17 protein-coding genes are annotated in these 21,867 nt (G+C 71.2%); 6 read left to right on the top strand and 11 right to left on the bottom strand.

The genetic code is table 11. The features are described 5' to 3' along the window. Positions 1–57 precede the first annotated feature (57 nt). A complete protein-coding gene (locus CCN51_RS45595) occupies positions 58–1,230 on the bottom strand; it encodes an acyl-CoA dehydrogenase family protein (protein WP_014174903.1) in 1,173 nt (390 codons plus the stop codon). A gap of 376 nt (positions 1,231–1,606) precedes the next feature. Here CCN51_RS45595 and CCN51_RS45590 point away from each other — a divergent pair, with 376 nt between their 5' ends. Next, a complete protein-coding gene (locus CCN51_RS45590; protein ID WP_014174904.1) occupies positions 1,607–2,890 on the top strand; it encodes a glycoside hydrolase family 18 protein in 1,284 nt (427 codons plus the stop codon). 156 nt (positions 2,891–3,046) lie between these two features. Continuing rightward, positions 3,047–4,159, top strand: a complete 1,113-nt coding sequence (locus tag CCN51_RS45585) for a PP2C family protein-serine/threonine phosphatase (protein ID WP_014174905.1) — start codon at positions 3,047–3,049, stop codon at positions 4,157–4,159. Here CCN51_RS45585 and CCN51_RS45580 read toward each other — a convergent pair. Continuing rightward, positions 4,156–4,800: a sigma-70 family RNA polymerase sigma factor gene (locus tag CCN51_RS45580; protein ID WP_014174906.1), complete on the bottom strand. Its 645-nt coding sequence runs from the start codon at positions 4,798–4,800 to the stop codon at positions 4,156–4,158. The two genes, CCN51_RS45585 and CCN51_RS45580, sit on opposite strands and share 4 nt — an antisense overlap. Here CCN51_RS45580 and CCN51_RS45575 point away from each other — a divergent pair. Further along, positions 4,787–5,011, top strand: coding sequence for a zf-HC2 domain-containing protein (locus CCN51_RS45575; protein ID WP_014174907.1), 225 nt, complete (start codon positions 4,787–4,789; stop codon positions 5,009–5,011). The two genes, CCN51_RS45580 and CCN51_RS45575, sit on opposite strands and share 14 nt — an antisense overlap. Positions 5,012–5,140: 129 nt before the next feature. Here the strand turns inward: CCN51_RS45575 and CCN51_RS45570 are convergent, their stop codons facing one another. After that, positions 5,141–5,845 carry a hypothetical protein gene (locus CCN51_RS45570; RefSeq protein ID WP_014174908.1) on the bottom strand — a complete coding sequence of 235 codons (705 nt, stop codon included), beginning with the start codon at positions 5,843–5,845 and terminating at the stop codon, positions 5,141–5,143. 207 nt (positions 5,846–6,052) lie between these two features. On the opposite strand from CCN51_RS45570, the gene CCN51_RS45565 reads away from it, so the two are divergent. Further along, entirely contained in the window at positions 6,053–7,393 is a 1,341-nt protein-coding gene (locus CCN51_RS45565; protein ID WP_014174909.1) for a GAF domain-containing protein, read from the top strand. Between the two features lie 65 nt (positions 7,394–7,458). Then, a complete protein-coding gene (gene adh, locus CCN51_RS45560; protein WP_014174910.1) occupies positions 7,459–8,982 on the top strand; it encodes an aldehyde dehydrogenase in 1,524 nt (507 codons plus the stop codon). A gap of 111 nt (positions 8,983–9,093) precedes the next feature. Here the strand turns inward: adh and CCN51_RS45555 are convergent, their stop codons facing one another. The 3 genes from CCN51_RS45555 to CCN51_RS45545 all read right to left on the bottom strand — a co-directional run bounded on the left by CCN51_RS45555 (position 9,094) and on the right by CCN51_RS45545 (position 14,124). Then, positions 9,094–10,305, bottom strand: a complete 1,212-nt coding sequence (locus tag CCN51_RS45555) for a beta-1,3-glucanase family protein (RefSeq protein WP_014174911.1) — start codon at positions 10,303–10,305, stop codon at positions 9,094–9,096. 120 nt (positions 10,306–10,425) lie between these two features. After that, complete coding sequence (locus CCN51_RS45550) at positions 10,426–13,065, bottom strand: glycoside hydrolase family 97 protein (RefSeq protein ID WP_014174912.1); 2,640 nt, start codon at positions 13,063–13,065, stop codon at positions 10,426–10,428. Between the two features lie 99 nt (positions 13,066–13,164). Then, on the bottom strand, positions 13,165–14,124 hold the full coding sequence (locus CCN51_RS45545; protein ID WP_264349572.1) for a ricin-type beta-trefoil lectin domain protein: 960 nt from the start codon (positions 14,122–14,124) through the stop codon (positions 13,165–13,167). Between the two features lie 362 nt (positions 14,125–14,486). On the opposite strand from CCN51_RS45545, the gene CCN51_RS45540 reads away from it, so the two are divergent. Further along, on the top strand, positions 14,487–14,849 hold the full coding sequence (locus CCN51_RS45540; RefSeq protein WP_014174914.1) for a DUF779 domain-containing protein: 363 nt from the start codon (positions 14,487–14,489) through the stop codon (positions 14,847–14,849). Between the two features lie 60 nt (positions 14,850–14,909). Here the strand turns inward: CCN51_RS45540 and CCN51_RS45535 are convergent, their stop codons facing one another. From CCN51_RS45535 to CCN51_RS45515, 5 genes are all read right to left on the bottom strand, one after another. Then, positions 14,910–17,111 (bottom strand): putative bifunctional diguanylate cyclase/phosphodiesterase, encoded by a 2,202-nt coding sequence (locus CCN51_RS45535; RefSeq protein WP_043486401.1) that lies wholly within the window; start codon positions 17,109–17,111, stop codon positions 14,910–14,912. Positions 17,112–17,425: 314 nt separating this feature from the next. Continuing rightward, positions 17,426–17,854: a DUF2267 domain-containing protein gene (locus tag CCN51_RS45530; protein WP_014174916.1), complete on the bottom strand. Its 429-nt coding sequence runs from the start codon at positions 17,852–17,854 to the stop codon at positions 17,426–17,428. A gap of 122 nt (positions 17,855–17,976) precedes the next feature. Further along, positions 17,977–18,477: an Hsp20/alpha crystallin family protein gene (locus CCN51_RS45525; RefSeq protein ID WP_014174917.1), complete on the bottom strand. Its 501-nt coding sequence runs from the start codon at positions 18,475–18,477 to the stop codon at positions 17,977–17,979. Then, positions 18,474–20,240: an FAD-dependent oxidoreductase gene (locus CCN51_RS45520; protein WP_014174918.1), complete on the bottom strand. Its 1,767-nt coding sequence runs from the start codon at positions 20,238–20,240 to the stop codon at positions 18,474–18,476. The genes CCN51_RS45525 and CCN51_RS45520 overlap by 4 nt, the downstream gene beginning before the upstream one ends. Positions 20,241–20,418: 178 nt before the next feature. Beyond that, entirely contained in the window at positions 20,419–21,810 is a 1,392-nt protein-coding gene (locus tag CCN51_RS45515; protein WP_014174919.1) for a peptidase C39 family protein, read from the bottom strand. Positions 21,811–21,867: the final 57 nt, after the last annotated feature.

Here is a 21,867-nt window from a genome sequence, read left to right as displayed (position 1 = left end):
TTCAATACGTCAGCACGTCAGCACGTCAACGACGCCTCCGCCGTCATCGGCGCCTCCTCAGCGACTCTCCGGACCCGCGAGATGGCGGGCGATCACGACTCGCTGGATCTGGTTGGTGCCCTCCACGATCTGCAGCACCTTGGCCTCCCGCATATAGCGCTCGACCGGGAAGTCCGCGGTGTAGCCGTAGCCGCCCAGCAGCTGGACGGCGTCCGTGGTGACCTTCATGGCGGTGTCGGTGCAGAACAGCTTGGCCATCGCCGCCTGCTTGGAGAACGGCCTGCCCGCGTCGCGCAGCCGCGCGGCCGCGAGGTAGAGGGCGCGGCCGGCCTCGATCTGGGTGGCCATGTCGGCGAGCATGAAACGCAGCCCCTGGAAGTCGGCCACGGGGTGGCCGAACTGCCGCCGCTGGGCGGTGTAGGCGACCGCCTCGTCCAGTGCCGCCTGGGCGAGGCCGATCGAGCACGCGGCGATGCCGAGGCGGCCCGCGTCGAGGGCCGAGAGCGCTATGGCGAAGCCCTGGCCCTCCTCGCCGATGCGGCGGGCGTCGGGCACATGGACGTCTTCGAGGTGGATCTGCGCGGTGGGCGAGCCCTTCATGCCCATCTTGCGCTCGGGCGCGGCGGCGGAGAGGCCGGAGGCGTCACCGGGGACCAGGAACGCGGTGATGCCCCGGGTGCGGTCGGGCCCGGTGCGGGTCATGACGGTGTAGAAGTCGGCGATGCCGCCGTGGGTGATCCAGGCCTTGGAGCCGGTCAGGGTCCAGCCGTCGCCCTCGCGGGCGGCGCGGGTGGTGAGCCCGGCCGCGTCGGAGCCGGAGGAGGGTTCGGACAGGCAGTACGCGCCCAGCAGCCCGCCGCCCAGCATCGCGGGCAGGTGCTCGGCGATCTGGTCCTTGCTGCCGTAGTGGGCGAGGGCGTGGCAGGCGAGGGTGTGCACGCTGACGCCGAGGCCGACGGTCAGCCGGGCCGCGGCCAGCTCCTCCAGGACCTGGAGATAGACCTCGTACGGCTGGTCGCCGCCGCCGAACTCCTCCGGGTACACAAGACCCAGCAGCCCGGACCGGGACAACAGGGCGAACAGCTCGCGCGGGAAGCGTCCGGCGGCCTCCTCTTCGGCTGCGTTCGGCCTGATCTCCCGCTCGATCAGCTCGCGGACGAGTGAGATCAGATCGTGGGCCTCTTCGGTGGGCAGCTCACGCTCCACCGGCTGCGGTCGCTGGTCGGTCATGGCGGCGCTCTCCTCTCCCTCTTCCGTCCCTGGTTCCCTCTTCCCCTGTCGGGGGAGGTGCGGCGGCGGCGCGACGCCGGGGGTGGCGGCGGCGGGCCGTCTGGGGTGCTGCCGGGCGGTCGGAGACGCTTCCCTCGGGTTGCGAAGGGGGCGTGACCTGCGCCGTGGCGGTTGGAGTATGCCCGATCCGGGGCCCTGCGTCACCGGTCGGTGGATCTTCAACCAAGTTCCGCGAACGGCGAGCACATTGGTCCAAACCATTGACCTCACTGGTCTAGTCCTTCTACGGTGCTCCCACCGTGCCCTACGCGTGCATGTCAAGTCATGGGCAAGTCGTCAGAGCACCACTTCCCCTCACCCCCACGGAGGAGAATCCATGCGCAGACCTCGCGGACTTCGCGGACTGCTCGCCGCCCTCGCGGCGCTGTGTACGGCGGTCCTGGCCGCCACGACGCTCGCCGGCCCGGCCGCCGCCGGCGAACCCCACACCAAGGCCGCGCAGGCCGCCAACGCCACCTCCAAGGTCGCTTCCAAGGCCGCCTCCAAGGCCGCCGCGGGCAGCAAGGTGGTCGGCTACTTCACCGAATGGGGCATCTACCAGCGCAACTACCACGTCAAGAACATCGAGACCTCCGGGTCAGCCGCCAAGCTCACCCACATCAACTACGCCTTCGGCAATGTCACCGGCGGCAAGTGCGCCATCGGCGACGCGTACGCCGACTACGACAAGGCGTACGACGCGGCGAGCAGCGTCGACGGCGTCGCCGACACCTGGGACAACGGCGCGCTGCGCGGCAACTTCAACCAGCTGCGCAAGCTCAAGAAGCTGCACCCGAACCTGAAGGTGATCTGGTCCTTCGGCGGCTGGACCTGGTCCTCCGGGTTCGGCGAGGCCGCCAAGAACCCCGCCGCGTTCGCCCAGTCCTGCTACGACCTGGTCGAGGACCCGCGCTGGGCCGATGTCTTCGACGGGATCGACATCGACTGGGAGTACCCCAACGCCTGCGGCAACACCTGTGACACCAGCGGCAGGGACGCCTTCAAGAACGTGATGTCCGCGCTGCGCGCCAAGTTCGGCAGCTCCAACCTGGTGACGGCCGCCATCACCGCGGACGCCTCCTCCGGCGGCAAGATAGACGCCGCCGACTACGCCGGCGCCGCGCAGTACGTGGACTGGTACAACCCCATGACCTACGACTTCTTCGGGGCCTGGGCGGCCCAGGGCCCGACCGCCCCGCACTCCCCCCTGACCTCCTACAACGGCATCCCGCAGCAGGGCTTCAACACCGACGCCACCATCACCAAGCTCAAGGGCCTCGGCATCCCGGCCTCGAAGCTGCTGCTGGGCATCGGCTTCTACGGGCGCGGCTGGACCGGCGTCAGCCAGGACGCCCCCGGCGGGACGGCCAGCGGCGCGGCCCCCGGCACGTACGAGGCGGGCATCGAGGACTACAAGGTGCTCAAGAACTCCTGCCCGGCGACCGGCACGGTCGCGGGGACCGCGTACGCACACTGCGGCAGCCAGTGGTGGAGCTACGACACGCCCTCCACGATCGCCGGGAAGATGAGCTACAAGCAGCAGCAGGGCCTGGGCGGCACCTTCTTCTGGGAGCTCAGCGGCGACACGTCGAACGGCGAGCTGATCAAGTCCATCAGCTGACCCTCATCAGCTGACCGCTCCCGATCGGGGGCGCGGGGTGGGGAGCCGGATTGCCGGCTCCCCACCCTCCCTTTTTCCGGGTCCCTGTCCCGCTGGCTGGGGCACGGGGCAGCGTGCGAGTCTTGAGACCGTCCCGATCTGGAGGCGGAGGTACCGGTGCCCTGGAGGGAGCGCATTCGCGCATACGCCAACCGCGTCTTCGCCGTGCTGCTCGTCTATCTGGCGCTGATCGTCCTCGTCGACTCCATCACCCCCCGCTCGTTCCGCCTGGACGTCTTCGCCGCGCTGGCCCCGCTCCTCGCCGCCGCCTTCTGCACCTACCGCCAGACGCTGGTGCTCGGCCTGCTCGACCTCGTCGTCATGGCCATCACCCACGGCGTGATCCCCGACAGCCTGGTCCCGCTCAACCGCGTCGCCTCGGTCCTGGGCAACACCCTCATGGTCGGTGCCAGCATCGCCGTCGCGCGTCTGCTGCGGGACCGCGAAGAGCTGCTGGCCCAGGTCCGCGCCACCGGGGAGGCGGCACAGCGCGCCCTGCTGCGCGAGCTCCCGCTGCGCAGCGGCGACGTGGTCGTGGACGGCTTCTATGTCTCCTCACAGCAGGGCGCGCTGGTGGGCGGCGACATCTACGAGGTCGTCGACACTCCGTACGGGGCCCGGGTGGTGATCGGCGATGTGCAGGGCAAGGGGCTGCGCACCCTCGGGGCGGGGGCGGCGGTGCTGACCGCGTTCCGGGAGGCCGCGTACCACCTGCGGAGCCTGAGCGGCGGGGTGGACGCCATGGAGGTGGGGCTGCGCCGCTACAACTCCTCGCATGCGCGGGAGCGGAACGGGAGCGAGGAGGAGCGGTTTGTGACGGCCCTGGTGTTCGGGGTGGAGCGGGACAATCCGGCCCGCATCGTGATGATCGACTGCGGGCACGTCCAGCCGTATCTGCTCCACGCCGACGGCACGGTCAGCGAGCTGGAGTCGGCGGAGCCCGGTCTGCCGCTCGGCCTCGGCGATCTGACGGGCGCCCCGCGCCCCGTCCAGCAGATCCCGATCCAGCCGGACACCCGGGTGCTGGCCTGCACGGACGGGGTGACCGAGGCGCGCTGTCCCGCCGGGGAGTTCTACCCCCTGGCCGACCGCCTGAGCGGCTGGGCGTCGCTGCCGACCCCCGAACTGCTGCGGCAGCTGAGGAAGGATCTGGACGCCCATACGAAGGGGCGGCTCCAGGACGACGCGGCGGTGCTCGTCCTGGAGCACGTCCCCGGCCCACCCGGCTAGCGGGTGCCCACCGGCTCGGGCACCCCGAGGCGGGCGGGCCTGCCAGAACGGCCGGCCCGCTCCGCCGTCGCCAGCTGCTCGATCAGCGCCTCGCGCGCACGGGCGACCCGCGAGCGGACCGTGCCCACCGGACAGCCGACGACGAGCGCGGCCTCGGCGTACGGCAGCCCGAGCAGCTGGGTGAGGACGAAGACCTCGCGCCGGTCGTACGGCAGCAGGGCGAGCAACTGGGTCAGGGCCACCCCCTCGTCGAAGCCGGTGTCCGGCGCCGCCCGGCGCTGGGCCCGCTCGGCCGCCGCCTGCCAGTCGTCGGTGTCGGCGGCGCGCGGCCTGGCCGCGTTGCGGCGCAGCCGGTCCACGACCGCCCGGCGGGCGATCGACAGCAGCCAGGTGCGCGCCGAGGATCTGCCCTCGAAGCGGGGCAGTCCGCGCAGCGCGCGCAGATAGGTCTCCTGGACGAGGTCGTCGGCCGCGTGCGGGTCGTCGCTGAGCCGGTGGACGTAGCGCCACACATCGCGCCGGGTGGCACGTACGAAGCGGTCCACGGCCTCGGGGTCGCCGCCGCGCGCGGCGAGCGCCCAGGAGGTCAGGGTCTCGTCGTCGCGGTCAGTGCGGTCAGTGCGGTCAGTGCGGTCAGGCATCGCGGCCCTCCGCGGCATCGGGGACCATGTGGGGGTGTGCTGTGCTCAGTTCCGGGTCGCCGTGTCGGCCCGTGTCGACGGCGAGGCGCCGCCGCCGGAGGTCCCGGACGCGGTGCTCGACGCCCATCTGCTGGAGTGCCCGGAGTGCCGCCGCTGGGGCGAGCGGGCGCGGCGGCTGCGGGAGCTCGCGGCCGGTCTCGACGGGCCGTGACCGTGCGAGCGGGGGTACCGGCGAGGGTGCCGGGGTACGGGCAGGGGTCATCGCCTGCGGTCCTTCCTGGAGTCCGGACGGCCCGGTGAGCGGTCCGGTGATGTGGTGGGCCTGGTCGGCCGCCGTCCGTCACAGGACGGCGGCTCCGGGCGGTGGACCACGGGTGGCGATGACATGGGCGAGCAGCAGCCGTCGTAGCCGCTGAGGGCCGCCGTGGCGCACGGGGCGTACGCAGGGCCGCGTGGGCGCGCGCGGGGCGTCGTACAGCAGGGTCAGCAGGGGCGCGAAGAGGCCGACGGCCAGGGTCCGCACCAGCCGGAACGCGGCCTGTTCGCCGCCGGAGAGCCACATTCCGCACAGCAGGGCGGCCAGCAGGTGCGCGGACCACATGCCGAGCGCGCCGTACCCCTGCCCCCCGGGCAGCGGCGCCGCCATGGCGTCATGGGCATGGGCCATGTGGTGGGCATGCTCGGACACCGACATGGACGGCATCGAAGGCATCGACGACGACATCGGCATGGGCATGCGCATCGGCGTCGTGCCGGCACCAGCACCGGCACCGGTCATGGCACCGGCCATGGCGCCCTGCGCGAGCATGAACGCGACGTGCAGCGCGGTCTGCGCCCCCACGGTCGCGGCGATGACGGCCAGCGGCCCGCGCTCGCGCCCCGTCAGGCACCAGGCCGCGCCGCAGGTGACCGGCAAGGCGGCGCCGATCACCCACCATGGGACGGCGGCCCCCGACATCAGGGCGTGGCCGAGCGCCGCGAGCAGCACGCAGACCGCTGCGAACACCGCGGTTCGCAGCGCCCGCAGTACGAGGCCCGCTTCCATGACGCCCTCATCGTCGCACCCGGCCCGTCCCTGACGCCGCCAGGGGCGCGGAAGTTGAGCATGTTCGGCGTGGACCGGCGCCGTCCGGGCTCTTGCGGGCGGGCCCGCGCGCAGGAGAGTGTGAGGAATCGGGGCGGCCGGTGCCGCTCGGCTCTCCCGCGCCGCCCGAGGCTGACCTGACCGACCGTGACCTCGAGTGAGGTACCTGTGGGCAACCCCTGGCTGGCGATGGCGTCGGGCGCGGATCCGGCGGAGCGCGTCCGCGCGGTGCGCCGCGCCCATGAGGCGTTTATGACCGAGGGGGCGGTCTCGTCGGCCGTCCGCCCGGTGGTGGCGGACTCCTGGCGGCGTTCGGCCAGAGCGCGGGTGGGCCAGGAAGGGCTGGCGCCGATCGACCTGGCGGACGCCGAGTTGGAGGCGTACCGCGCGGACCATCCGCTGGCCCGGGTGATGCCGCTGTTCCGCGAGCTGCTGGGCACCATCGCCCACGACGGCGCGCATCTGCTCGCGGTCTGTGACGAGCAGGGCCGCATGCTGTGGGTGGAGGGGCACACCGGCGTACGGCACGAGGCCGAGCGGATGAACTTCGTGGCGGGGGCGCGCTGGGACGAGCGGCACGCGGGCACCAACGCGCCGGGCACGGCGCTCACCGTGGACCACGCGGTGCAGATCTTCGCCGCCGAGCACTACCGCCACGCGGTGCAGCCCTGGACCTGCGCGGCCGCCCCGGTGCACGATCCGCACACCGGGCGGCTGTTGGGCGCCGTCGACATCACCGGCGGCGACCATCTGGCGGCCCCGCACAGCCTGGCCCTGGTCCAGGCGACCGCACGGGCCGCCGAGGGCCGGCTGGCGGCCGAGGCGCCGCGCACGGAGGGCCCGCGGGTGCTGCTCACGGCGCTGGGGCGGGACGAGGCGCTGCTGCTGACCGACGGGCGGCGGCTGCGGCTCGGACCGCGGCACAGCGAGATCATGGTGCTGCTGGCCGCCCATCCGGAGGGCCTGAGCGGCGACCGGCTGGCCCTGGAGCTGTACGGGGAGCAGGCGGACCGGCGCTCCCCGGTCACCCTGCGCGCGGAGCTGTCGCGGCTGCGCCGCTTGGTGGGGCCGCTGCTGGGCTCGCGCCCCTACCGGCTGTGCGCGCCCGTGCGGACCGATGTGGCGGCCGTGGCGGAGGAGTTGGCGGCGGGGAACGCGCATGCGGCGGTGCGCGCGTACGCGGGGCCGCTGCTGCCGCTGTCGGAGGCGCCGGGGGTGTGCCGGATGCGCCGGATCCTGGAGGAGGACGTGCGCCGCACCGTGTTGGCCTGCGGCGATCTGGAGTTGCTGCGGTGGTGGGCCCGTACGCCGTGGGGCGAGGAGGACCTGGAGGCCGGCGAGGCCCTGCTGGCCGCCCTTCCGGCGCACGCCCCGGGCCGGGCGTCGCTGCTGCCCCGGGTGCGGCGGCTGCGCGCGGCGTACGGGCTGACGGCCGACGGCGGTCCGTACGCCGACGACCCCCGGGGGCCGGTGCGGCGCGCAACGTCCGTGCAACGTACCGGCCTCTAGCCTCGCCGCCGACGTAACCCCTCACGCACACGACTCACGCACACGACGAACTGGGAGGGCCGCCCATGCCTCGTTACGCAAGCCCGGGATCCGAGGGCTCGGTCGTCAGCTACCAGCCGCGCTACGACCACTGGATCGGCGGCGAGTATGTGCCGCCCAAGCGGGGCGGGTACTTCGAGAACCCGACCCCGGTCAACGGACAGCCGTTCACCGAGATCGCCCGGGGCACCGCCGAGGACGTCGAGCGGGCCCTGGACGCCGCCCACGCGGCGGCCCCCGCCTGGGGCCGCACCTCGCCCGCCGAGCGCGCCTCGGTGCTGCTGAAGATCGCCGACCGAATGGAGGAGAATCTCGAAGCGCTCGCGGTCGCCGAGAGCTGGGAGAACGGCAAGCCGGTACGCGAGACGCTGGCCGCCGACATCCCGCTGGCCATCGACCACTTCCGCTACTTCGCGGGGGCGATCCGGGCGCAGGAGGGCAGCCTCTCGCAGCTCGACGACGACACGGTCGCGTACCACTTCCATGAGCCGCTGGGCGTGGTGGCCCAGATCATCCCGTGGAACTTCCCGATCCTGATGGCCACGTGGAAGCTCGCCCCGGCGCTGGCCGCGGGCAACGCGGTGGTCCTGAAGCCCGCCGAGCAGACCCCGGCCTCCATCCACCTGTGGCTGAGCCTGGTCGCCGATCTGCTGCCGCCGGGCGTGCTCAACATCGTCAACGGCTTCGGCGTGGAGGCCGGAAAGCCGCTGGCCTCCAGCGCCCGCGTGGCCAAGGTCGCCTTCACCGGCGAGACCACCACCGGGCGGCTGATCATGCAGTACGCGAGCGAGCATCTGAAGCCGGTGACGCTGGAGCTCGGCGGCAAGAGCCCGAACATCTTCTTCGACGACGTCTCGGCCGAGAACGACGACTTCCTGGACAAGGCCCTTGAGGGGTTCACCATGTTCGCCCTCAACCAGGGCGAGGTGTGCACCTGCCCCTCGCGCGCCCTGGTGCAGCAGGGCCACTACCGGGACTTCATGGCCGCGGCCGTGGCCCGTACGGAGAAGATCACCCAGGGCCATCCGCTGGACACCGACACCATGCTGGGCGCCCAGGCCTCCAACGACCAGCTGGAGAAGATCCTGTCCTACCTGGACATCGGCCGGCAGGAGGGCGCCCGGGTGCTGACCGGGGGCGCCCGCGCGGAACTGGGCGGCGAGCTGGCTGGCGGCTACTACGTGGAGCCCACGGTCTTCGAGGGCGCCAACCATATGCGGGTCTTCCAGGAGGAGATCTTCGGTCCGGTGGTGGCCGTGGCCCCGTTCGCCGACTTCGACGACGCGATCAAGATCGCCAACGACACGCTGTACGGGCTGGGCGCCGGTGTGTGGACCCGTAACGGCACGACCGCGTACCGCGCCGGGCGGGCCATCCAGGCGGGCCGGGTATGGACCAACTGCTACCACGCCTACCCGGCGCATGCGGCATTCGGCGGCTACAAACAGTCCGGCATCGGCCGCGAGACCCACAAGATGATGCTGGACCACTATCAGCAGACGAAGAACCTGCTGGTCAGCTACTCCCCCAAGAAGCTCGGCTTCTTCTAGACGCAGAAAAGGGCGCCTGACCAGACAAGATGCCCGTCAGGCGCCCTTCTCGACCTTCTCGTTGCCCACTCCGCCCAGACGCTGGTGGGGGCAAACCTTGGCTGACGCGCCCTAGTTGAAGGGGTCCAGAGTCATGTACGCCTGCTCGGGGTTGGCGTCGCTGACCAGGGACTCGAAGTGGCCGACATCATCGAAGGCGAAACCGTAGGCCTTGCCGTCGGCCATCTGAGCATGGATCTTGCGGGAGTAGTGGTTGGTGACCACGTCCTTGTAGAAGTCGGCCGCGCTGGTGTCGGGCTGGTTGCTGTTGGTGAGCAGGGTGGAGCGGTTGAAGCCGGCGCACAGGGTGCGGGAGATGGCCCCGCGCACGCGGTCGTTGGGGGCGTCGAGGAGCTTGTGGCAGCCGAAGATGCTGTCGGCGTCCGGCTTCTGGAAGCTGGTGGCGAACGCGCCCGAGCTGTTGGTGAAATTCATGGTGTTGCCCGACACCCGGCCGTAGAACTTGTTTCCGGGTTCGTTTTCGAAGGGCGTCACGGTCAGGGTCGAGGTGCTGTACTTCTGCCAGACCCGGTTGACGTAGTCGTCCATGGTCGAGGCGGGCAGCGCACCGGTTTCCAGACCGTGGGCGGGCGAGAGTGCGCGCAGGATCGTGCCGTCGGAGCGGGTCTGGATGAGGTTGCCCCAGCCGCCGGGCTGTCCCTTGAGGGCGTTGAAGAAGCCGTTGTAGCCGCCGGTCTTGAGGTGGCCGGTGTTCTTGACGGTGCCGGCGGTGTTCTTCACGCCGACCGCGTAGGGGGCGGAGAACATGTCGACCTGCGTGCTGTTGATGTACAGGCCGCCGTCGTCGAGGGTGTACTCCGACCAGTTGAACAGGATGTTGCGGTTGGGGTCGCTGGGGTTTTGCACCGCGGGCTGGACCAGGCCGCCGGTGGCCAGCTTGAAGACCAGCTTCTGGCCGAAGGAGAAGTAGATACGGCCGGAGAAGCGGGGAATCTTGATCGTCATGCTCTGTCCGTTGGCGGGGCCGGCGATGGATGCGTCGGGCGCCGGGGCCGGCGGGTTGGCGCCGGCCGGCCACTGGTGGAACGTGCCGTTCGCGTCGGCCCAGCCCTGCGGGCGGGAAGCGTTGGTGAGCAGGGTCCCGAGGTCGTAGATGTACAGCGGCTCCGAACGGCCGGAGGTGTTCTTGATGGTGAGCGAGAGGGTGCTGGGCACGGCGGCGTGCGCGGTTGCGCCCTGCGGAGTGAGGACCGGCCAGGCGGTCAGGGCCAGTGCGGCTGTCGCCGCGGCCGTGATTCTGCGCGCTGTCGCGGAGGTTTTCATGCAGGTCTCCTTGGTTGTCCGGTGGGGAACGCGCCGCGTCCTGCGCAACGGCGCGTCGGCAGAGGGGAGAGCGAGCCTCGGCAGGCGGTGACGCCTACTGAGTGATGGTGATAGGGCCGGTCAGCTCCTCGTCCACACCTGGTTGGCGCCGCCGTTGCAGGTCCACAGCTGCAGCCGGGTGCCGTTGGCCGTGCCGGCGTCGATCGCGTCCAGGCAGGTGCCGGAGCCGAGGTTGACGATCGTGCCGTCGGAGCGGACCCGCCACTTCTGGCCGTAGGTGCCGTTGCAGTCGTAGATCTGTACCGGGGTGCCGTTGGCGGTGGCTCCTCCGGTGGCCTCCAGGCAGCGGTTGGCGAAGACGGTCAGTTCACCGCTCACCGTGGAGAACCAGGTCTGGTTGGTGCCGCCGTTGCAGTCCCACAGCACCGGGCGGGTGCCGTTGGCCTGGTTGCCGCCGGGCAGGTCCAGGCAGCGGCCGGATTGCTTCCCTTTGTAGGCGGCGGTGGTGTTCGCGCGGTACCAGGTCTGGTTGGAGCCGCCGTTGCAGGTCCAGATCTGCAGCAGGGTGCCGGTGGTGGTGCCGCCCCCGGTGGCGTCCAGGCACTTGCCCGAGTTGGGATTGACCACCGTACCGTCGCCGTTGACGGTCCACCGCTGGCCCGCCGAGTTGTTGCAGTCGAAGATCTGCACCGCCGTACCGTCGGCCGCGGCGCCGCCCTTGACGTCCAGGCACTTCGCCCCGCCGAAGACCGTCAACTGCCCGGTCGGGGAGGCGGTCCAGTTCTGGTTGGCCTGGCCGTGGCAGTCCCACAGCGCCACCTGCGTGCCGTTGGCCTGACCCGTTCCCGGCACGTCCGCGCACAGACCGGACTGGCTTCCCTTCAGCGCGCCGGCCTGGCCCTGGGACGAGCAGGTCGACATGCCGGACGTGTACGGGCACAGCGCCGTCACGAAGCCGCCGTTGGCGGCCTCCGGCACGGACAGGGTGTCGGAGCCCGAGACCACGCGGGTCTCGCGGGTCAGGCCGCCGGAGCCGTCGCGGACGGTCTCGGCCAGCCACTGCCCGGCGCCGAGGAAGGACAGCGGGGTCTGGAAGGTCTTGGCGGACAGGGCCGAGATGCCGCCGACATACCAGCGCCCGCCGGCGCGACGTGCGACGTAGGCCTCCTTGCCGGGGCTGCCGCCGAGCAGACGGGTCTCGTCCCAGGCGGTGGGGAGCTGGTCGAGGATGCGCAGCGCCTCGGGGTGTGCCTCGTAGCTCTCGGGGCTGTCGGCGAAGTGCTGCCAGCCGGATTCGAACACGACGCCGGTGGCCAGTTCGTGGGCGTCGGTGGTGTCGCGGCCGGTCATGCTGAACACGACGGGCGTGAAGTCCATGCTGGAGATCGCGTTACGGGTGTAGGGCAGCATGGTGTTGAAGGCGGCGCGGTTGCGGAACTGTTCCGAGCCGTACACCGCCTCGGCCGTGGTCACGTGCGGCCAGGTGCGCTGCATACCGCGCGGCATGGCGGCGCCGTGGAAGTTGACCATGAGCTTCAGGTTTGCGGTCTGGGAGAGGACGGCGTCGTACCACTGGAGGGTCGGCTGTGTGTACTCGTAGATGAAATCGATCTTCACCCCGGCCACGCCCCAGTCCCTGACCTGTGTCAGCCACTGGTCGCGTTGCTGTGCGGTGCGCAGGCTGGAGGAGTTGAACCACAAGATGACCTGGACGCCTCTGGCCTTGGCGTAGGACACGACGTCCGGTACCCAGGAGGAGGACCAGCCCTCGTCGATGAGGACATACTCCCAGCCGTGGCGCTGGGCGAAGTCGATGTACTGCTTCTGCCGGGCCGCGCTGGACGGGCTGCCGTGTTCGGTCAGCCAGGACCAGGCAACGGCGCCGGGTTTGATCCAGGAGGTGTCGCCGACCTTGGAGGGCGCGGCCAGGTCGTCGACGATCGTGGACCGGGTGACGCTCGCCAGGTCGCCGAGTGCGGCGGTGCGCCACGGTGTCGACAGCGGCAGCGTGGTGGTGATCCCGCCCTCCAGCTGGGTGGTGTAGGTGCCGGAGCCGGATGTGTGGGACAGGTTGGAGGCGGCGTACCGGCCGTCGAGGTCGGTCTCGGCCACCAGCGCGTACGCGCCGCCGACCCGGAACAGCGCGGGCTGGCGGTAGGTGTTGGCGGGAGCGCCGCCGGCGGTGGTGGCGAACCACTGGCCCTGGTCCTCGCTGTGGGGCGGCACGAGCCATGCGTCGGCCGAGGCCGGGACCGTCCACGACGACGCCTCACCGGTCACGGTCACCGATCCGCTGCCGGGCAGCACATAGCGGTAGGCCACACCGGTGTCCGAGGCGCGGACCACGACGTCGAGCCGGGCGCCGCCGGTACCCGAGAAGGACAGGGTCGTCTCGGTGTAAGCGGTCCGCTGGGTGCGCTGCTTGCCCGTGGTCATCGTGTACGACTCGGTGACCGTCCGGTCACTGCGCCGAAGGAACGTCAGGTCTTTCGTCAGGTCCGCGGCACTGGTGCGGATCCCGATCGGCGACGGTGACAGCACGGTCCGGCCGTTGCTCGATGCCGCGAAGGTGAGCGTGCCGTTGTCCAGCGTGACCTGCGCCGCGGTCGGGGAGCCCGCGGACGGACCGGTGACCGTCCAGTTGGTGGCCGCGGCCGCACTGTATGCCGGTAACGCCAGAGGAGCCAGGGCCAGCAGCAGTGCCACCAGGCAGCGTTGCAGCAGGTGTCTGGGCGGGTTGGTCGGTCTGAGTGTGGGCATGGGCGTCCTTCGTCGAGGGGAGAGGTGGTGAGGACAAGGCATGACGCGGTCGCCGGATGGCGGGGATGCGGCCTGCGCCCCGGTGGGAACCGGAGCCGGCTAGGTCAGCCGCCAGATCTGGTTGGCACCGCCGGTGCAGGTCCAGATCTCCAGCGCCGTGCCATTGGCCGTGCCGTGTCCGACCGCGTCCAGACATTTGCCGGATCCGACGTTGACCACGCTGCCGTCGGAACGCACCCGCCACTGCTGGTGGGTGCCGCCGTTGCAGTCCCAGATCTCCACCGGGCTGCCGTCGGCGGTGGCACCGCCCGTGACCTCCAGGCACTTGGAGTCGTAGACGGTCAGCTGGTTGGTCGTGGAGGAGGTCCAGGTCTGGTTGGTGCCGCCGTTGCAACTCCACAGGGCGGGCTTGGCGCCGTTGGCCTGGCTGAAGCCGGGGACATCGACGCTCCAGCCCGAGTCGTCGCCGACGATCTGCACGCCGTCGTATCCGGCGTCGTCCAGGGCCGACCGCAGCTGGATATACCAGTCGACGTTGTGGCCCTTCTCGTTCCAGCCGCCGAGGTAGCTGACGGTGAGGCCGTGCTGTCTGGCGCAACCCAGCCAGGAGATCAGGTAGTTGATGGTGTCGGTGGACCAGAACCCGCCGTTGATCCAGCCCGGGGCCGCCCAGGCCAGTCCGTAGAACTTGATGTCCGGGTAGCGGGCCTTGGCCTGCTCAGCGAGCCAGAACTCGTAGCCGGCGTCGCAGTTGATCTGCCCTCTCGTGTGTTCGGTGGACGGCTCGGAGCCGTCGGTGGAGTTGGCGTCCCCGCCGATCTCCAGTTTCAGTAACTGCAGGTTGGCGCCGTAGCCCGGCTTGAACAGGTAGTCCAGGATCTGCGACTGCTGGGCGGCCGGATAGTCCCGCAGCAGCCGGGAGTTGCCCCCGCCACCGCTGATCGCACCGATCCCGTCGAACGTCCGGCCACCTTGACCTCCATCCACGGTGATCGCTGTGGCCGCTGCCGCCCGGGCCGGGGGTACACCGGCCAAGAGGAGGGCAGCCACCAGAGTTATGAGCCACAAGGGCAGGAAACGTCCCGAGGTCCGTTGCACAGCGTCGTCCCTCTCCTGGGGGATGAGACAGGGCTTCGGAGAGCTCTCGCCGGAAAACGACAGCCGAACCGTCCGTGCAGGTTTGCGCGACAGTGTGAGGTCCTGTTGATTTGCCCGTCAAGGTCTATACCAAAGATAAAAGCTTCAACGACCAGGGAAAGCGCTTGCCGACCTGCACGGGGGCGCTGATTTTGGCGACCCATCACGCGACGACTGCTTTTACTTCTGTTCATTCATGTCGATACTTGATGCGCCGCCCATTGACCATCAGCCAAGCAGGACGCACACTGTCGGGCGCGAAGAGAGGAAGCGGGGTTCTTCTGATGACCGAGGTGTCCCGGGTCGCGCTGACCCCGGCCGCGGCGGAGCTGATCCGGCGGCTGAGCGAGGCGCATGGCCCGCTGATGTTCCATCAGTCGGGCGGCTGCTGCGACGGCAGCGCGCCGATGTGCTATCCGCTGGGCGAGTTCCGTACCGGGGCGGCGGATGTGCTGCTCGGATCGCTGACGGTGGAGGGCGTCGCCGAGCCGGTCGGGTTCTGGATGTCGGCCGACCAGTTCGAGCGGTGGCGGCATACGCATCTGACGGTGGATGTGGTGCCGGGCCGGGGCAGTGGTTTCTCCCTGGAGGCCCCGGAGGGCGTCCGGTTTCTGATCCGCTCCCGGCTGCTCGACCCGCCGGGCTGACGCGGCCGCCGCCCGCGGCGGGGGCTGGAACAAGCCCCCGCCGCGGGCGTGGACCCCGCGTCAGCTCGCGTCGGCGAGGGCGAGGGTGTGCAGGCGCTCGGGCGGGCCGGGGCGGGCGTAGTACCAGCCCTGGGCGGTGTCGCAGCCCAGGCCCCGTAGACACTCGGCCTGGACCGCTGTCTCCACGCCCTCCACCGTCACCGCCAGGTCGAGGGTGTGGGCGAGCGAGACGATGCCCTCCACGATCTTGACGTCGACCGGGTCGATCGGGGCCCGCTGCATGCCCCGGGTGAAGGAGCGGTCGAGCTTGAGCGTGGAGACCGGCAGCCGGCGCAGATACGAGAGGTTGGAGTAGCCGGTGCCGAAGTCGTCCAGAGCGATGTCCACGCCCAGGTCGGCGAGTTGGCGCAGCGGGCGCAGCGCGTCCTCGTCCACGTCGATCAGGTCGTTCTCCGTCACCTCCAGGCACAGCGCGCTCGGGCACAGCCCCGCGTCCTCCAGGACGGCCACGGTGTCGGAGACCAGGCTGGGGTGGCTCAGCTGGCAGGGCGAGAGGTTGACGTTGACCCGCAGCTGATCGCCGACACCGGCGCCGGCATCGGCGTCCCGCCAGTCGCGGGCCTGCCGGGCGGCCTGCTCCAGCACCCAGCGGCCGAGCGGCACGATCAGCCCGGTGTCCTCGGCCAGCGGGATGAACTGGTCGGGGCCGAGGACGCCGTGTTTGGGGTGCAGCCAGCGGACCAGCGCCTCGGCGCCGCGTACGGTGCCGTCGGCCAGCCGCACCAGCGGCTGGTACTCGATGAAGAACTCGCCCCGCTCCAGGGCGGCGGGCAGACCGTTGGTCAGGCTGTGGCGCGCGATGACCTGGGCGTTGGAGTCGGCGTCGGCGAGCTCGAAGCGGTTGCCGCCGGCCGCCTTGGCCCGGTACATCGTGATGTCCGCGCTGCGCAGCACCTCGGCCCGGCTGAGCTCGCCGGCCGGCCCGTCCACGACGCCGATGCTGGCGCGTACCAGCAGCTCACGGCCGTCGACGCGGACCGGCTCCGCCAGGGCGTCGAGCATCCGGCGGGCGAGCTCGGTGGCGTCCTGCTGGGCGCTGGGGCCGGTGACCAGGGCAAGGAACTCGTCGCCGCCCACGCGCGCCAGCAGCTCGCCGGGGGCGGCCGCGCAGTCCCGCAGCCGCTCGGCGACGGCCTTGAGCAGCCGGTCGCCCGCGATGTGCCCGAGGCTGTCGTTGACCGATTTGAAGCCGTCCAGGTCCAGATAGCAGACGCCGAAGCGCTCGGCGTCGGCCTCGCCGGCCAGCACCTTGTCCAGGCGCTCCAGGAACAGGGTGCGGTTGGGCAGCCCGGTCAGCTCGTCGTGGGTGGCCTCGTAGCGCAGCCGCTCACGCAGCAGCCGCTGCTCGGTGATGTCCTCGGCGAGGGTGAGCTGGTACTGCGGGGCGCCGGTCGAGTCGCGGAGCAGGGTGACGGTGAGATTGGTCCACAGCACGCTGCCGTCGTCGCGGTAGTGGGGCTTCTCGATGCGGAAGTGATCGCGCCGGCCGGTCACCAACTCGCGGTAGATCTCGTGGACTCCGGGCGCGTCGTCGGGGTGGACGAACTCGTTGACGTTGCGGCCGGGGCGGAAGAAGTCCATACCGCCGAACATCCGGGCCATGGCGTCGTTGACGACCAGGATCTCGCCGTCGAGGCCGCAGATCCCGACGCCGACGACCGCGCCCTCGAACACCGCCTGGAACTTGGCCTCGCTGGCGTGCAGCGCCTTCTCGGCCGCGGTGCGGGCGGCCTCGGCGGCGCGCGAGATGGCCTCGTGCTGATCGCGTTCGCGCTTTCTCAACTCGCGGACGAACCCGGCGGCCAGGGCGTGCTGCAGCCGGGTGCAGCGGGCCCGCGCCTCGTCCTCCGCCAGGGGCACGGCCATCCGGTCGCCGGGCAGGCAGTGCGACACCAGATGGCTGTCGATCGCGCCCAGGATCGCCGGCAGTGCCTCGGGTTCGGTGCACTGCGCGCCCACCAGCGCGGCCCCGACCTCGTACGCCGGGGCGGTGTCGAAGGGCTGGGAGCCGAGCGCGTCGCTCAGCCGCCGGGCCAGCGGCGCCAGGCGCGCCTCGAATTCGGCACGGGTCAGCGTCGTCGCCGCCACCGGGTGGACGGCGCGGCTCCAGACTTCGGCGAACCGCCTGATCCGGGCGTCATCCGCCGCCGTGCTCTCCCCCGTGTCTCTCGGTCTCCGACCGCCGCCCGGCCCGGAGGTCATATCGCGGGCCCCGCCGCGGTGCGGCCGCCATGAGCCGCCGCGTCCTCGCCTGCTCCGTCGTCGCCCTTCGGCCGCCAGTACACGTCCTGCACTTCCTCGCCCTCTTCCGGCTTCCGGGGCCGCCCTCAGGGTCGTCCGCGTCCTCGGGGAAGTGGAGCATGACGAATAGCGGCAGGGCAACCCGCTGCTGAGCCGAGATTACTGATCAACCGTCCGTTGTGGAGGGTGAAGTGGAAATCACTAGTCCACTTCTTGGTCATTTTCGGCCTCAGGAACGGAAAAGCCGGGAGGAGCCGGGCAATTATCCGGGGGCGCTATGGCATGACGGACGCCAGCGACGACGGCAACCGCGCCTTCAGATCATTCCACTCGCCTTCGCTGACATGACGCTCGAGGGCTTGCAGAACGGTGCGCACCAATTGCTCGGTGTCACCTTCGATCGCGTACGGGAAGTCCGCGCGGACCCGCCTGAAGAATTCTTCACTGTTCATCTTCACCGGTGTGTGCGCGGGCCGCCACCCGTCGTAGTAGACACCCCGCAACAAGGTCGGGAGCTGCGCGCCGAACTGCACGGCCTCATCGACCGGGAGCCGGTCCCGCAGATGGTGCAGCACCGAGCGCAGGGCCGCGTACGACTGCTTGCGGCGCTCCTTGGGCCAGCCGTACGCCTCTTCGATCTCTTTCAGAAGCCGGTTGGCCTTGTCGACCATGGTGTCGAACGAGGAAAAGCCTGTCGCAACCATCTCGTTGTCCTTCTGCCGTCCTTCTGCGTTCGTCCGCGGCGTTCCGCGTTCGTCCGCCGGCCGCGGCGGAACACACCCGAAGGGGCGCGCCCCACCGCGGGACGAAGCCTCCTTCGGCGGGGTCAGCGGCCCCCGCTCTCGCCGGCCTCGGTGATTTCGATGTGGCGGAGCTTGGTGGTCTCCGCCTTGGGGACGTCGATCGACAACACGCCGTCGGACATGCTCGCCTTGACGCCTTCGGCGTTCACTTCGCTCGGCAGCCGCATCCGGTACTCGAAGCGGCCGGTACGGCGGGTGGTGCGGCGCAGGACGCCCTTGCGCTCACGTTCCTTGATCTCCCCCGAAACGGCCAGTTCCGGCCCGCTCACCTCGACATCGACGTCCTGCCGGCTGACGCCCGGGAGCTCGATCTGCACGTGGTAGGACTCGTCGGTCTCGGACACGTCGGCGGACGGCGTCCAGGCCGCCAGGGCGGCGCCCGGCATCGTGCCGCCGACCGTGGATTCGAGCAGACCGCCCATCTGGTTGAGCAGATCGTCGAATTCGGCCAGCGGGCTGCGGGCCCAGCCGCGCTGGCGCTCCAGCGCGCCCTCGTTTCGCGTACGTCGGACGGGCATGCTCATCGCCCATCACCTCCGTCCTCTCGGTGATCCGCGGATGTGTTGTGTCCACCGTCCGGCTCGAGGGGCGGGCCGGGCGGAGCATAGGTGGCGAGGTGGCTGAGGTGTTCATGGGCGTGGTGGATCGCCATCGCCCCTTCGCCGACGGCGGAGGCCACCCGTTTGACCGAGCCGCTGCGTACGTCACCCGCCGCGAAGACCCCCGGCAGACTGGTCTCCAGGGGCATGGAGCCGCGGTCATGGCCCTCCCAGGCCGCGGGTCCCGCCCGGGCCCGCGCCGGGGCGCCGGTGACCACGAAACCGCGGTCGTCCAGGGCGAGGGAGCCGGCCAGCCAGGCGGTGCAGGGCACCGCCCCGATGAAGCAGAACAGCGCGCGGACGTCGAGCTTGCGCCGCTCGCCGGAGAGATTGTTCTCCACCACGACGGCCCGCAGCGCGTCCTCGCCGATCACCTCGCGCGCCTCGGTGTTGCACAGCACCTTCACCCGGGGGTGGCGCTCGATCCGGTCGATGAGGTAGCGGGACATCTTGGCCCTGAGGTCGGCGCCCCGGACCAGCAGATACGCGCGCGGCACATGGTCCGCGAGGAAGAGCGCCGCCTGGCCCGAGGAGTTGCCGCCGCCGACCACCGCGACCGGGTCGGCGCGGCACTGCTGGGCCTCGTACACGGTGGCCGCGTAGTGCACGCTCGTGGACTCCAGGCGCTCGATCCCCGGCACGTCCAGGCGGCGGTACCGGGCGCCCGTGGCCAGCACGATGCTCCGGCTGATCACCTCGCCGCCGTCGGCCAGGGCGATGCGGTACCGGCCGTCGTCCGGTGCGAGCGCGGTCGCCTCGGCCGGGACGCGGACCGCCGCCCCGAACTTGTGCGCCTGGAAGACGCCCAGCTCGGCGAGTTCGGCGCCGGAGATCCCGGACGGGAAGCCGAAGTAGTTCTCGATCCGGGACGAGGTGCCGGCCTGGCCGCCGGTGGCGATCGCGTCCATCACGACGGTGGACAGCCCCTCGGAGGCCCCGTAGACGGCGGCCGCGAGCCCGGCCGGGCCGGAGCCGATGATGAGCACATCGCAGCGGCCCTCCTCGGCGGTCGGCGGGGCGGTCAGTCCGATGAGCCGGGCCAGCTCGGCGTTGCTGGGGTTGCGCAGCAGTTCCCGCTCCCGCCAGATGACGATCGGCGTCTCCTCGGGCCTGATGGAGAACCGCCGCAGCCCCGCCTCGGCCTCCTGGTCCGCCTCCAGGTCGATCCAGCGGTGCGGCAGCCGGTTGCGGGCCGCGAACTCGCGGAGCCTGCGGGTGTCCGGCGAATAGCGGGAGCCGATGATGCGGAAGCCCGCGCCCGCGCCGACCAGCAGGGCGCGGCGGCCCAGGTAGGCGCGGAGGATGAGATCGCCGAGGATGGGGTCGCGGGCGACCAGCACGCGCACCCGGTCGACCGGCGCGGACAGGATCTCCCCGGCCTCGCGGGCCTGGGAGGTGGTGAAGGCGGCCTGGCCGCTGAGCAGCCCCACCTCGCCGAGGAACCGCCCTGGGCCGTGCACCCGCAGGATCCGCTCCCCGGGGCCGCCGAAGTCCTCCACGACGGCCACTGAGCCGCGCAGGACCACCATGAACTCGGTGACCCGCTCGCCCTCGCGGATCAGCACCTGTCCGGGCTCGACGGGGAAGCGGCGCCCGTGGTCGGCCAGGAACCCGATCTGCTCTTCGGTCAGCCGCGGGAACGCGCCGTACAGGTCCGGGGTTTCGAACGGGACCGCCTCGCCGGTCATCAGGCGGGCGGCTCGGGCTGGGTGGCCATGAACATTCACCCTTCCTCGCGCTGCGGGCGGTGACCTCCCCCTGTCCAGGATGGGCAGCCGGGGGCCCGCCCGCACCTCGGATCATGGCCGGGGGCGCAGCGAAGGAGGGGCGGAGGGCGGCGCCCGGGGCCGGGCGCCGCCGGTGGGCTCAGCGGATGCCCAGCTCCTGCAGGGCCCGGCGCTGGCTCGCGGTCGGCTTGGCCGGGAAGTACAGGTAGCACACGCCCCCGGTGCCGGAGGCCACCTTGCCCTGGGCGTTGTAGCGCTTGGTCCGCAGCCAGATCGTTTCGAACTCGCGCCGCTTGTAGACGTGGCGGACCGCCGCGTTGTCGGCGGACGCCGGGTCGTTGGCGATGACGTCGCCGTCGGCGGTGAAGCCGATCACGGTCATCAGATGGCCCGCGGTGCCGTAACCGGCCCCGGTCAGCTCCTCCTTGAGGAAGGACTGGGAGGTGATCACCGGAATGCCGGCGGCGATCAGCTTCTCGGCGTCGTTCAGCGAGCCGAGCCGGGTCACCACGCCCTGCATGTCGCGGTACGTGGCGGCGTACGCGGCGTTGAACGGCCAGTTGCCGCAGCCCTCGTACTGGTAGTCGAAGGTGTACCGGGCGGCGTGGCAGACCTGCGGATCGGCGTAGTCGGGGTTGACCCAGGCCAGGTCCTCGGACGTGGGCTTACGGCCCCAGTACTCGACGATCATCTGGGACGAGGTGGGGCTGCACCACGCCTCGCCGCCGTTGTCGTACTCCGGGTACTGGCCCTTGTGGATCTCCTGCGAGTAGCGCGGCACGGGCAGCTCCCGGCCGCCGGCCAGGCCCGGGGTGGAGGCGGGCACCTCGAAGCGGTCGGGGACGTCCGAGCCCATCGCGCCCACCCGCCAGACCTTGGGCGTCAGCCCGCTGCCGGGCTTGCGGTAGAGGGTGAGCCGCAGCCGGTACGAGGCGAGCCGCAGCCCGCTCGCCGGGTCGTCGACGGAGAAGGTGTCGGTCCACACCGCGCTCTTGCCGTCGCTCTGGTCGTCGACCGAGGTCCGCCGGATGGAGTCGGTGCCGTCCCCGGACGTCCAGCGGCCCATCACATACCAGGGGGTGTCGGTGCCGTCGGAGTAAGTGCCCTTGAGCTCGGCCTGGATCCAGGTGCCGGCCGGGGTGCGGGCGTTCCAGGAGACGATCGCCTCGGTGGCCGGGTGGGGCAGGGTGTGGATCGGGGAGGTCCAGGTGGCGTACTCCCAGGCGGCGGTGGTGCCGGTGTGCGGATCGGTGTAGTCGGCGGTGCCCGCGGGGCGGGAGATGACCACGCCGGGGCGGGCTCCGGCCTCGACGCGGATTCCGTCGCCCGCTCCGGCCCGCCAGTCGGCGAGGCTGGTCCAGCCGTGGTAGCCGATGGCGGGGGCGGCGGCTCTGCGGGCGGGCCGGGCCGCAGGGCGCACCGCCTCGGCGGCCGCGGCGTCCGCGGTGGACAGCACGGTCGCCGAGGTGACGGCGAAGGCGGCGGCGAGCACGGTGCGGCGAGGTGTGAATCCGTCTCCGGATCTGGTCATACGGGGTTCCCCCAGTCGTCGTCCGGGTGGGCCGCGGGTGCGCGACAGTCGCACAAC

This window comes from Streptomyces milbemycinicus, from assembly GCF_002154605.1.
Classification (GTDB): Bacteria; Actinomycetota; Actinomycetes; order Streptomycetales; family Streptomycetaceae; genus Streptomyces; species Streptomyces milbemycinicus.
Note: the sequence above shows the minus strand (reverse complement) of the source record. Positions and strands in the feature narration are given on the sequence as shown.